Origin of the sequence: Micromonospora zhanjiangensis (assembly GCF_042650605.1) — a bacterium.
Lineage (GTDB): Bacteria > Actinomycetota > Actinomycetes > Mycobacteriales > Micromonosporaceae > Micromonospora_J > Micromonospora_J zhanjiangensis.
In genome coordinates this window covers 32,853-45,052 of record NZ_JBHSBN010000025.1, presented here as the reverse complement: position 1 = coordinate 45,052, position 12,200 = coordinate 32,853, and the positions used below count along the sequence as shown (strand labels likewise).

Sequence of the window (12,200 nt, the reverse complement as noted above, 5' to 3'; positions counted from 1 at the left end):
GCCGGCCCGGCCGGCGAGCCGCGGCCCGTCACTCGTACTGCTGGTGCGGCGGCGGGATTTCCCGCCAGGCGGTGACCTCCAGGTACGGCACCGGGGCGTCGTTGACCGGGTCGGTGGCGGTCCGTGGACTGTACCGGCCGGTGACCTCGATCCAATGATCGACGGGCACACCGGTCGGCACCTGCCCGGTGAGGCCGACCTTTATCGGCCGGCCGTCGGCGGCGCAGCAGGACAGGATGATCCGGGCGAGCATGGGCTGCCCGTCCGGTCCGGTGGCGACGAACCCGGTGAGCTGTACGGTGCGGTCACCGATCGACACGCCCTTGTCGAACACGGCCCGGGACGCGTAGTCCAGTACGGAAACCCTCGCCGGGTCGCCCGCGGGCAGCGGCGGGTAGGCCGACGCCTGTTTCCCGGCGAGTGCGGAGCCGGCCTGTCCCGCGGCGTACGAGCCGAGGGCCGGCGGGGCGACCAGCAGTAGCCCGAGGACGGGCAGGACGAGCAGCCAGCCGACCCGGGGTTCACGGTGTGCCGTCCCGCCGTGGTGGTGTCCGTGATCGTCGCTGTCCGGCCAGGAGTCGCCCGGCTCGTCGGTGTCGGATCTGGCGGGCGCGACCGGCTTGGGACGCAGGTCGTACCAGAGGGTCATCACGGCGGCGACGACGAGCAGCAGGCCGGCGCCGATCAGGAACGGTTGTAGACCCTGTTTGACGTAGCGCAGGTAGACCTCGGTGACGCTGGCCTTGACCACGGCGCCACCGAGCAACAACATGACCACCGCTTGAGCTTGTCGGTTCACAGCAGCACCGCCCCGACGAGGGTGGCGACCCCGACGCCCAGCACCAACGTCGCCGGTGCGAAGCGGAGGGCGAAGCCACGACCGAACATGCCCGCCTGCATCGAGATGAGTTTCAGGTCCACCATCGGTCCCACGACGAGGAAGGCGAGCCGGGCCGTCAGCGAGAACTGGGACAACGACGCGGCGACGAACGCGTCGGCCTCGGAACAGATGGACAGCAGCACGGCGAGGACCGCCAGGGCCGGTATCGCCAGGAAGGGGCTGCCGGCCAGTTGCCGTAGCCACACCTCCGGCACGAAGACGTTGATCGTGGCCGCCGCCATCGCCCCGAGGACGAGGAATCCTCCGGCATGGATGACGTCGTGTCGACAGGCGGCCCAGAACGCCCGGGCACGTGAGCCTTCCGGCTCCGCCCGGGCCGGCAATCTGATCCACTCGGTCCGGCCCAGCCGCAGCCACAACCATCCGATCAGCATCGCGACGACCAGGCTGGCCAGGCCGCGGGCGACCACCATCTCCGGGTTGTCCGGGAACGCGACCGCGGTGGCGGTCAGCACGATCGGGTTGATCGCCGGCGCGGCGAGCAGGAAGGCCAGCGCGGCGGCCGGCGTCACGCCACGACGAATCAGCGAGCCGGCGATCGGCACCGATCCGCATTCGCAACCCGGCAGTACCACACCCGCGCAGCTGGCCACCGGTACGGCCAGGGCCGGGTGCCGGGGCAGGGCGCGGGCCCAGAACGAGCGCGGTACGAATACGGCGATGACGGCCGACAGCAGCACGCCGAACACCAGGAACGGGATGGCCTGCACGACGACGGAGACGAACACCGTGGTCCAGGTCTGCCAGCGTGGGCTGTCCACCAGCCCGGTCAGCCTGCCACGCAGCAGCACCAGCAGGATCAGCAATCCGGCGAGCACCTCGACCGAGCCGACTCGGGGGCGGGTGTGCCGTCGGCGTTCGGCCGGACCCCCGCGTCGCGGATGGGTGTCGTCGGCCGGTTCGGCCGGGACCGACCAGTCGATCCCGTCGCCCACGCCGCCGGCGACGGCGACGCGTTCGGTGTCGGGCATGATGACGACTGCCTCTCTGTGGGGCGGCGATCAGATGTTACGGGGGCGGACCGGCCCGGCCGGCCTGCGACCGGCGGGACGAGGTACCGCCACGGACCGACGGTCAGCCGATGGTGCGCAGGTCGACCGCGTGCCAGACGGTGGCCTCATCCCGGCCGGTCGACCACCAGAGCACCCCGGCCCGAGCTTGCACGACACCCGCGTCCGGGACGATGTCCACGGTCCGTCGGGTTTTCAGGTCGTACGCCATCAGGTGCTGACCGGCGGTGAGGCTGGCATCGGCGGCGCCCACCGCGTACACCTCGAACCGGTCGAGCAGGGCGACGTCGGTGACGGAGACGACGCCGACACCGTTGACGACCGGCCGCCGGTCGCTGCCGTCGGGCCGCATCAGGTCGATGTTGACCGGGCCGGCACCGGACACGGTGGACACCCGGCACCAGGTGCCGCCGCAGGAGAGCTGTTCGGTCGGTGCCGACTTGACCGTGATCAGCACACCGGTCGTCAGGTTGCGCAGCCGTACCGGTTCGACGCCCGCGGTCACGCTAACCAGCCACGGCCAGCGGTCGAGGGCCCAGGCGCCCCGCTCCCGGCGAACCGCCACCGGACCGCCGGTGAGGGCGACCGACCGGATCTCGGTGGCCGGCTCGTCGCCGGGTGCGACCGCCACCCAGTGCAACCGACCGTCGGCGATCACCATGTCGTGATCCGCGTTGAAGAACGCCACCGCCCCGGTGTCGGCCGTCAGCTCACGGGGCGGATCGCCACGCGCCAGATCCGCCGTCCACAGCCGGACCCGGGCCTGTCCGGCCGAGCCGACTGTCGACTCGGCCCAGGCCAACCGCCCGTCGGCGGCGACGAAGCCGTCGAACTGGGGCGACGAGGTGATCGGTAGCCGGCGCAGTTCCCGGCCCGTCCCGTCGGTGGCCCGGCTCACCAGCCGCAACTGGCGCCCGTCCGGAGTGGGCGCGGTACCGACGGAGGTGTCGAGGGTCAGGAAGTACCCGGGCCGGTAGGCCGGTCCGTCCGGCATCGGACCGGGAGTCTCCGCGCGCCGCGCTCCGGCCCACGCCTGGTCGGCCGGGACCGGTCCGGTCGGGACCGCCGCCGGGTCCCCGGTGGGTGAGAGCACGATCAGCAGGACGGCGCCGATCAGCGCGACCACCAGGCCGGGCGGGACGGCCATCCGCGCTGCTCGCCGGTGCGGTGGTCGGTCGGCCGCCGGGTCGCCGGCCGTCGCCCGTACGCGGGCACCTGTCATCGCGACAGGCTACCGGGCGTTCCGGGCGGCGGCCGGCGCGGTCGGGTAACGCGACCGCCGGTCCTACGAAGGTCAGCAGTTGCGCAGTTCGGGGGACTGGTTCAGTAGCTGCCCACGGGCGGAGACGAACCGGCGGTAACTGTCGGAATCAATCGCGTCGGGTCGGAACGCGGCCACCCGGTGGCAGTTCTGGAACGCCAGCCGGACGCCGAAGTGGCGCTCCAGACCGGTCCGGATCGCGTCGCTGGCCAGGGCGCGCAGCAGTTGCCCGCGGTCGGCCTCGGTCGGTGGCGGTACGGCGTTGTCGGCGAACGGGCCACCGGCGGAGTCCAGGTCGGCCACGACCCGGCTCACGGTCTGCCAGGCGTACGGCAACGACTGTCGGACGCAGTCCACGAACGCGGCGTCGTCGACCGGGCCGCGTTCGGCGGCGGCCAGCAGGTCGGGGGAGACGGTGAGAGACATGACGCTCCTTCACGGTCGGCCGCCGACGGCGCCGGCGGGACTTAACGACAATGATTGTCGTTTTCGCCTCGTCGAGTCAATGACCCGCCGCGACGCGTCGCCCGCGTGTCGTCGTGTCGGTCAGATCTGTGCCAGCACCCGAGGCACCTCGTCGAGCAGTTCGCGAGCGAGGAAGCCGAGCCGGCCGAACCGGGGCACCAGCCGCTGTCCGCTCGCCGCGTGCGCGTACGCGGCCCAGCAGGCCGCCTGCGCCGGCTCCGCGCCCCGGGAGAGCAGCCCGGCGAGGATGCCGGCCAGCACGTCGCCGCTGCCGGAGGTGGCCAGCCCGGTGTCGCCACTCTCGTCCCGCCAGATCCGCCCGTCGGGCGCGGCGACGTGGCTGCGCAGCGCCACCACGCAGCCGTACCGGTCGGCCAGTTCGACCGCCGCGGCCGCGACGTCGTCGCCCGGCTCGTGGCCCAGCAGGTGCTCGGCCTCGGTCATGTTCGGGGTCAGCACCGCCGGCAGCTTCCGGTCGGCGAGCAACTCCGGCTCGTGGCTGAGCGCCCCCAACGCGTACGCGTCGAGCACCAGCGCGGTCCGGTCGCCGGCCACCGCGAGGGTACGGCGGAGCAGGGCCCGGGTCTGTTCGATGTCGGTGAGCCCGGGTCCGATCGCGATGGCGTCGGCCGCGCCGGCCAGGTCGGTGAGCCGGTCGCCGATGTCACCGGCGACCGCCCCGTCCCCGGTCTCCGGCAGGCCGACGACCAGCGCCTCGGGCACCTCGATGCTCAACGCCGCGGCGCTGGACTCGGCCGAGGCCAGTTGCAGTACGCCGGCGCCGGCCCGCAGGGCGGCCAACCCGGCGAGCAGGACGGCGCCCGGGACGAACCGGGACCCGCCCACCACCAGCACGGTGCCCCGGGCACTCTTGCCACCCTCCGGCACCGGCATCGCCCAGTCGCGCAGCAGGCCGGGGGTGATGACGGTCGGATCAGACTGGCTCGGCACGGACGTCGTCCTCCCGGGTCGGTGGCGTGTCCTGCTGGCGCAGGTGGCCGATCTCGTTGAACCCGTCCGGCACCAGCCGCCCGGACCCGGCACGGGACCAGCCGGTGACCGAGCAGTTGGCGACACTTGTCGAACGGGTCAGCTCGGTCAGCTCGGGCTCGTCGAGTCCCTCGATCAGATAACGCAGCAGCAGCACCAGCGCCTCGTGGCCGAACAGGATGACCCGCTGGCCGGCGTGGTCCCGGCGCAGGTCGCCGAGCAGGGCACGCAGCCGCAGTGCGACGTCGGCCCAGGACTCGCCGCCCGGTGGCCGGTAGTAGAACTTGCCCAGCCGTTGCCGGCGGGTCACCTCGTCGGGGTAGCGGGCCCGCACGCCCTGGCCGGTGAGCAGGTCCAGGATGCCCAACTCCCGGTCGCGCAGGCGTTCGTCCCGGCTGACCGGGATGCCGGTGCCGGCCAGTGCCAGGTCGGCCGTCTGCCGGGCCCGCCGGTAGGTGGACGTCACCGCGACCTGCGGCCGCCGGTCGGCGGGCAGGCCGGCCAGCCACCGCCCGGTCGCGGCGGCCTGTTCGCGACCCAGCGGCGACAGCGGTACGTCGGCGTCCCGGTCGGTAAGGTCGATCCGGTCCGTCCCGGCGGCCTCGGCCTCGGCGGCGGCGACGTTGCCGACGCTCTCCCCGTGCCGCACGATCCACAACTGCGCCAACTCCGGCGTGCGCTCCAACTCCGCCATGCGCCAACCCCTACCCACCCACCACTGCCGGAAACCGGGTGGACGCACCATGATCGCTGGCACTTCTCCGGTTGCCCGACCGGCGTGTCGAGCCGGAGAAGTGCCAGCGATCAGCGCGCGGTCAGTTGTCCGTGGTGCGGGCCTCCAGGACGCGGCGTGCGGCGCCGTCCAGGATCGAGGACATCCAGGCCAGCAGCTCCTTGTCCTCGGTCTCGGCGGCCTCCTGCCAGCGCTGCTTCTGGTCGGCGATGACGTTCATCTGGATGTTGATCACCTGCCGGTCGGAGCCCTCCGGCTGCCGACTGGCCCGGATCCGCCTGCGCAGCTCGTTGCGGGACCAGCCGTGGTGCTCGGCCCGGGTCAACCAGGCGTCCTGCTCGGGTTGGGAGAGCCCGGCCACCTCCGCGTGGTGCTGGAAGCTGAGCGCGTCGCGGCGCCGGTCGGGCGTGAAACTGCGGGCGACCCAGGCGTAGTTGCGTAACGTCTGGTAGTCCAACGACGTTTCGGCGATGGCCCGCTTGTAACGGTCGGGGTACTGCGACTGGCCGTAGATGAGCCAGTCCCCGAGCCACCACGACGACGCGTCGGACACGACGAATATCTGCCGGCCCAACTGGCTCCAGGCGGAGATGGGCATTCCCTGCGGCATGAACAACGCGGTACGCCGCTTCAACGTGCCGCCGTCGATGGATAACCGTGCGGTCTCGGCGGGCCGCAGCGGGCCGGCCGGCGGCACCGGCCGGCCCAGCTGCACTGTCAGATTTCCGTGACTGTTCGGATTCAAGCTGTCACGTCCCCGTGTCACTAGTTACAGGACATTGGCGGCTGATTCTGCCGGTGCCTTCTCGACGCGGTCTAGACGAAGTCTGTAGTGGCCGCATCTTCGCTGCTGGGCCGCGCGCCTTTGCGGTAGCGTCGGTGGGTTTACCTCAAATTTTCCCCAAGAGATTGCGTTTTTCGGGGCGGGCGCCCGCCGGTTCGTGCTCGTCGGTGGGGGCCAATTGTCGCGGCGCCGTGGCGGACCGCCTCCGCCCGCCCGCCCGCTCCGTCGGCACGACCGGCGTGACCGCCGACCAGTCCGGGTCGGCGCAGATCGCCGGCCGCCGGGGCAGGCCGGCCGTCGGCCAGGCGATCGGACGGGGACCCGGTTCGATCAGCTCACGCAGCCGCTGCGCCAGCTCGGGCTGGCCGTGCAGGTGGCCGGCGGCGACGGCGGCCAGTACGTTCCCGGTCTCGGCGTGCAGCCAGTGGCGGGCCTGGTCCGGATCGTCGATCGGGACCCTCGGCAGCCCGCAGGACGGCTGCCCGGCGCCGGACAGCCCGAGGGCGCGCAGGGCCGAGGCGGCGTGGCCGAGATAGAAGACGAGCATCCGGCGGGCCAGTTCGGACCGGCGGGCCGGTGCGTCCTCGGTGATCGCCCGCTCGGCGGCGTAGGCGTGCATCAGCCCGGTCAGGCGGAACCGGTCCGGCCCGGCATGATCGATCAGCCGGGCCTCGACGAGGGTGTGCAACAGGGACCGGGACCGGGTCGGGTGGATGTTGGCCATGGCCGACACCGCGGCGAGGCTGATCTCGGTGCCGCCGTGCACGCCGAGCAGCCGCAGCAGTTCCGCGGCGGGACCGGGCAGCGCGGCGTACGAGGTGGCGAAGACGGCCCGGATCGAGGACGCCGGGTCGCTGGACTCCACCCGATCCAGCGGGGACTCCCGGTCGAGCAACTCGCGGATCGCCTCGGTCACCGGGCGACCGGGCTGGCTGAGCACCCGTTCGGCGGCGACCCGCAGGGCGAGCGGCAGGCGGCTGCAGGCCCGGACGAGCTCCCGGATCACCGGATCGTCGGTGTGGTCGTTCTCGTCCAGGCCGAGGCTGTGCCTGACCAGGCTCACCGCGTCGTCCGTCGGCATCGGACCGAGCGTGATGCCACCGGCGCCCTCCCGGGCGGCGAGCCCGGACAGTTTGGCCCGGCTGGTCACCAGCACCACGCAGGACGGCGAGCCGGGCAGCAGGGCGCGGACCTGGGCCGTGGAGGCCGCGTCGTCCAGCACGATGAGCATCCGCCGACCCCAGACGGCACTGCGGAACATCGCCGCCTGCCGGTCCGCGGTGGCCGGCAGGGCGCGGTGGTCACCGAGGTCGGCCATCAGCCGGGCCACCGCGCTGCCGACGCTGGCCGGTTGGCCGGTGCCGGCCAGGTCGAGGTAGAGGTGCCCGTCCGGGAACCGCCCGGACACCTCATGGGCGAGATGTACGGCAAGTGCGGATTTGCCGGTTGCCGGTCCGCCGTCAATCATGATCACCGCCGCGTCCCCGGCCGCCTCGGCCTCCTGGACCAGGGCGTGCAGCCGCTGGAGTTCGGCCGCCCGACCGGTGAACCCCGGGGTGTCCCTGGGTAGTTGGGCCGGAGCGGCCGGGACGACCGGCGGGTCGACCGACCCGTCGAGATACCGCCGGCCGACCGGCAGGGCGTCCAGGTCCGGGTCGCTGCGCAGGATCTGCTGGTGACAGCGCTGCAGGTCGTCACTGGGCTCGATGCCGAGTTCGGTGATCAGCAGGCAGCGGATCTCCCGGAACTCCGCCAGCGCGTCGGCCCGTCGGCCCAGCCGGTAGAAGGCGATCATCCGGAGCTGCCGCAGTCGCTCCCGCAGCGGCTGCCAGCGGACCAACTCCGACAGTTCGGCGATCACGTCGGCCGGTCGGCCCAGGTTGAGCAGGCACTCGGCCCGTTCCTGCCGGGCGCTGAACCGCTGCTCGGTCAGCCGCAACCGGGCGGCCTCGGCGAACGGGCCGACGGCGCCGCCGAGGGCCGGGCCCTTCCACAGCGCCAGCGCCGTGTCCAGCTCGGCGACGGCGGCGCAGAACTGCCCGGTGGCCGCCAGGTGTCGGGCGTGTTCGAGTTGGTCGTCGAACATCAACGCGTCGACCTGGTCGGTGCCCAGGTGCAGCGCATAGCCGGCACCGTGGTGGGCGAGCAGGGTCGACGGCGCGCGCAGCGGCCGGCCGGGCTCCAGGATGCGCCGCAGCCGGGCCACGTAGGTGTATATGCTGCTGTCCACCGTGGTCGGTGGGGTGGCCCCCCAGACCGCGTCGACCAGTTCCTCGCGGCTGACCACCTGGCCCGCCCTGCTCGCGAGCACCGCGAACATGGCGCGCTGTTGCGGCGAACCGAGATCGATGTCCCGCCCCCCGGCGGTCGCCGTCACGGTGCCTAGCAGTTTCGCCCGCACTTCAGCTGGCCCTGCGTGAGCCATCGGATCGCCCCCCGGGTTACCGCATCGGCGTAAGCCTATGACGAGTTTGCGACAAGTAGCACGATGAGCGGCGGCAATTGCCACCCCGGGGGCGATATGTCGGGCAGGTGTCTCGCCGGCGGGACGGAATGCGCCGCAGCCCGCCGGTCGTGCGACGGCCCGACGACCGGGCGGCGGGCGCGACCGAACGCCGGGCCTTTCACGCGCATATGTCGGCTCGACACGTGATTTATCCGTTCAGGCGGGGACATTGCCGCTTCCCGGAGCCGGCGTCGGCCGGCTGACCTCGTAAGGTAGGGCCGCCGCGGACATCTCGGACCGCCGAGGGGGTGGTGGGTGGTCGGCCCGGGAAGGAGGGGACGCGCGGTGGCGCTTCGGGTGACCTGGTTCCGTACCGCCTTCGGCCGGCTGCGGGACGGCTGGTTGCCGGTGGTCGAGGCGACCCTGGCCGCCACCGTGGCCTGGGTGATCGACACCCGGTTGATCGGCCATCCGCAGCCGTTCTTCGCCCCGGCCGCCGCGCTGATCGTGCTGGGCCAGGCCCGCGGGCAGCGGATGCGTCGGGCGGTGGAGGTGGTCCTCGGCGTCGCCGCCGGGGTGCTCGTCGCCGACCTGGTGATCCAGGCGCTCGGTCCGCGTACCACCTGGACGATCTTCACGGTCATCCTGCTCACCATCGGTCTCGCGGTGGCGATCGGCGCGAGCACCGTGACCGTGGTGCAGGCCGCCGTCTCCGCGCTCTACCTGGTGGTGATCGCCCCGAGCGCGGAGACCTGGGTGCCGTTCCGGTTCGTCGACGCGCTGATCGGGGGCGGCGTCGCGGTGGTGGCCAGCCAGCTCGTCTCGGCCCGCGATCCGCTCGCCCCGCTGGTCGCCGAGGCCCGGCAGACCTTCGGCGCGCTGGCCGACCTGGTCGACCGGATCACCGAGGCGTTGCAGGACCACGACGAACCGGCCGCCCGGACGGCGCTCACCGAGGCCCGCGGCATGGACACCGCCGTCGACCGGTTGCAGGACGAGGTGCAGGCGGCCGGCGAGGCGCTACGGCTCAACGTCCGCCGACGCCGGCACATCGGCCGGGTCCGGGCGGTCGACGCCTCGACCCGCCAGGTCGACTACGCGGTACGCAACGTCCGCGTGCTGGCCCGCGCCGCGGTGACGCTGAGCCGGCTGCCGACGCCGGCACCGCCGGAGCTCACCGCCGCGCTCCGGTCCCTCGCCGAGGCGGTACGCGTGGCGGGCAAGGCGCTCGCCGCCGACCTCACCGGTGACGGCGAGGCCGCCGACCGGTACGCCGACGAGGCCGACGAGGCCGCCCTGACCGCCGTACGTACGGCCGGTGGCCTGCTGACGGGTGGCCCACCGCTGCCGCTCATCATGATCGTCGGTCAGGTCCGGGCCACCGCCATCGACCTGCTGCGCGGCGTCGGCGGCGACGACGCCGAGATCCTCGGCCGGGTCGACGAGGCACTCGGCCTGCCCCCGGTCTGACCGGGCCGCGACCGGGTCCACCTCCAGCAGCGGCGCCGCCGTGCACCGCCGCGGGTCGGCCCGCGGGTACCACACGTCGACTTCCTACACTCGGTGCCATGGCCGTCACCGTCGACCGCATCGGGCGGACGCGTCGGCCGGCGGGGCGGATCCCGCCCTGGGCCGTCGACATTGGACTGTGCCTGCTCGCCGCGCTGGCCACCGGCTACCGCATCCGCACCGGCACGGTGGACGCCGGGGAACGGCCGCCGGACGCGACGGCGTACGGGATCGGGCTGGCCATGTCGGTGGCGCTGCTGCCGCATCGCCGCTGGCCGGCGGTGACGATGGCGGCGGTGGTGGTGGGCTGGCTGGCGTACCACGTCCTGGACTATCCCGGCGGTGAGCCGGCGGTGCCGGTCTGGATCGCGCTGTACTCGGCGGCCGTCGCGCCGCGCCGGCTGGCGGCGCTGATGGTCGCGGGCGCGCTGATCGTGGCCGACGCCCTGGGGCGCACGACGATCTCCGGGACGCACCTGTTCGAGGCGGTGCTGGACGGTTCGACGGTGGTGTTCGTGTCGGCGCTGCTGCTCGGCGACGCGGTCCGCAGCCGCCGGGCCTGGCGGGACGAGGTCGAGGTCCGGCTGGCGCTGCTCGCCGCGGAACGCGAACGCGCCGCCGAGCGCCGGGTCGCCGACGAACGCGTACGCATGGCCCGCGAGCTGCACGACGTCACCGCGCACACGCTCGGTGTGATCACCGTGCAGGCCGGGGTGGCGGCCGACTATCTGGACGAGGCGCCGGAGCGGTCCCGGCGGGCGCTGCGGGCGGTGCGGACCGCCTGTCGCGAGGCGACGGCGGAACTGCGCGCGGCCGTCGGCGTGCTCCGCGGCCCGGCCGGGTCCGCGCCGGACCAGCCACCGGCCGGGTCCGCGCCGGCCGACGTGCCGCCGCCGCTGCCGGGCCTGGACCGGCTCGGCCGGCTGACCACCGCGTACGGGCCGACCGGCCCGACGGTCGAGGTCCGGTACGCCGGCAGCCGGCGCCCGCTGCCCCGGCTGGTGGAGACCTCGGCGTACCGGATCGTCCAGGAGTCGCTGGCCAACGCCCACCGGCACGCCCGGGCGGGCCGGGTGGACGTCCGGTTGGACTACCGGGCCGACGGGCTGGCCCTGGAGATCCGCGACGACGGCCCGGCGGCGGCGGGCGGTGCTGCCGGCACCGACGGACCCGGTCCGGGCCGGGACGGTCCCGCGTTGTCCGGCGGTGCCGGTGGCCACGGCCTGCGCGGGATGGCGGAGCGGGCCGCGAGCCTGGGCGGCTGGTTGACCGCCGGGCCGGCCGACGACGGTGGACCCGGCTTCCTGGTCCGGGCCTGGCTGCCGAGCGGGGAGGTGCAGACATGATTCGGGTGCTGCTGGCCGACGACCAGAACCTGGTCCGGGCCGGCTTCCGCGCGCTGCTGGAACGCGCGCCCGACATCGAGGTGGTCGGCGAGGCGGCCGACGGTGCCGAGGCGGTGCGGCTGGCCTGGGCGCACCGGCCGGACGTGGTGCTGATGGACGTCCGGATGCCGGGCACCGACGGGCTGACCGCCACCCGCCGGATCCTCGCCGAGGACCGGCTGCCCGGCGTTCGGGTACTGGTGCTCACCACCTACGACCTGGACGAGTACGTCTTCGCCGCGCTGCGCGCGGGAGCCAGCGGTTTCCTGCTCAAGGACGTCGAGCCGGACGCGCTGCGGCAGGCCGTGCGGGTCATCGCCGCGGGGGACGCCCTGCTGGCGCCGCCGGTGACCCGTCGGCTGATCGCCGCCTTCGTCGGCCGGCCCGGCGACGAACCCGTCCCGGCGCACCGGCTGGCCGAGTTGACCGCCCGGGAACGCCAGGTCGTCGGGCTGGTCGCCGCGGGCCTGTCGAACCAGGAGATCGGCGCCCGGCTGACGATGAGCCCGGCGACGGCGAAGACGCACGTCAACCGGGCGATGGCGAAGCTCGGCGCGCGGGACCGGGCACAACTGGTGGTGCTGGCGTACCGGTCCGGCCTGGCCGGGCCGTCGGATGGGTGGTGACCGTCTGTGACGATCAACACCCCGGTGACCGGTCGGCGCCGCCTGGCGTAACCTGTCCGCGTTCGGCGGCGCCTCCCGGCGTCACCAGCG

Annotated in this window: 11 protein-coding genes; 3 read left to right on the top strand and 8 right to left on the bottom strand. The window is 73.6% G+C overall.

Annotation, left to right across the window (positions count from 1 at the left end; translation table 11 throughout):
* Positions 1-28: 28 nt before the first annotated feature.
* The 8 genes from ACFOX0_RS26750 to ACFOX0_RS26715 all read right to left on the bottom strand — a co-directional run bounded on the left by ACFOX0_RS26750 (position 29) and on the right by ACFOX0_RS26715 (position 8,521).
* The gene (locus ACFOX0_RS26750; protein WP_377551048.1) at positions 29-772 is read right to left on the bottom strand and encodes a TIGR03943 family putative permease subunit; all 744 of its coding nucleotides are present in this window, start codon (positions 770-772) and stop codon (positions 29-31) included.
* 23 nt (positions 773-795) lie between these two features.
* Positions 796-1,872, bottom strand: a complete 1,077-nt coding sequence (locus ACFOX0_RS26745; RefSeq protein WP_377550960.1) for a permease — start codon at positions 1,870-1,872, stop codon at positions 796-798.
* Positions 1,873-1,975: 103 nt separating this feature from the next.
* Positions 1,976-3,133, bottom strand: coding sequence for a hypothetical protein (locus ACFOX0_RS26740; RefSeq protein ID WP_377550957.1), 1,158 nt, complete (start codon positions 3,131-3,133; stop codon positions 1,976-1,978).
* Between the two features lie 72 nt (positions 3,134-3,205).
* Positions 3,206-3,598, bottom strand: a complete 393-nt coding sequence (locus ACFOX0_RS26735; protein ID WP_377550954.1) for an SCO5389 family protein — start codon at positions 3,596-3,598, stop codon at positions 3,206-3,208.
* Between the two features lie 120 nt (positions 3,599-3,718).
* Complete coding sequence (locus ACFOX0_RS26730; RefSeq protein WP_377550951.1) at positions 3,719-4,588, bottom strand: NAD(P)H-hydrate dehydratase; 870 nt, start codon at positions 4,586-4,588, stop codon at positions 3,719-3,721.
* On the bottom strand, positions 4,572-5,321 hold the full coding sequence (locus ACFOX0_RS26725; protein WP_377550948.1) for a histidine phosphatase family protein: 750 nt from the start codon (positions 5,319-5,321) through the stop codon (positions 4,572-4,574). Before ACFOX0_RS26725 ends, ACFOX0_RS26730 begins: the two co-directional genes overlap by 17 nt.
* A 121-nt stretch (positions 5,322-5,442) precedes the next feature.
* Positions 5,443-6,075, bottom strand: coding sequence for an LmbU family transcriptional regulator (locus tag ACFOX0_RS26720; RefSeq protein ID WP_377550945.1), 633 nt, complete (start codon positions 6,073-6,075; stop codon positions 5,443-5,445).
* Between the two features lie 175 nt (positions 6,076-6,250).
* Positions 6,251-8,521, bottom strand: coding sequence for an AfsR/SARP family transcriptional regulator (locus ACFOX0_RS26715; RefSeq protein ID WP_377550943.1), 2,271 nt, complete (start codon positions 8,519-8,521; stop codon positions 6,251-6,253).
* Between the two features lie 414 nt (positions 8,522-8,935).
* On the opposite strand from ACFOX0_RS26715, the gene ACFOX0_RS26710 reads away from it, so the two are divergent.
* The 3 genes from ACFOX0_RS26710 (at position 8,936) to ACFOX0_RS26700 (ending at position 12,110) form a co-directional block, all read left to right on the top strand.
* Positions 8,936-10,060, top strand: a complete 1,125-nt coding sequence (locus ACFOX0_RS26710) for an FUSC family protein (RefSeq protein ID WP_377550941.1) — start codon at positions 8,936-8,938, stop codon at positions 10,058-10,060.
* 98 nt (positions 10,061-10,158) lie between these two features.
* Complete coding sequence (locus ACFOX0_RS26705) at positions 10,159-11,445, top strand: sensor histidine kinase (RefSeq protein ID WP_377550939.1); 1,287 nt, start codon at positions 10,159-10,161, stop codon at positions 11,443-11,445.
* Positions 11,442-12,110, top strand: a complete 669-nt coding sequence (locus ACFOX0_RS26700) for a response regulator (protein ID WP_377550936.1) — start codon at positions 11,442-11,444, stop codon at positions 12,108-12,110. Before ACFOX0_RS26705 ends, ACFOX0_RS26700 begins: the two co-directional genes overlap by 4 nt.
* Positions 12,111-12,200: the final 90 nt, after the last annotated feature.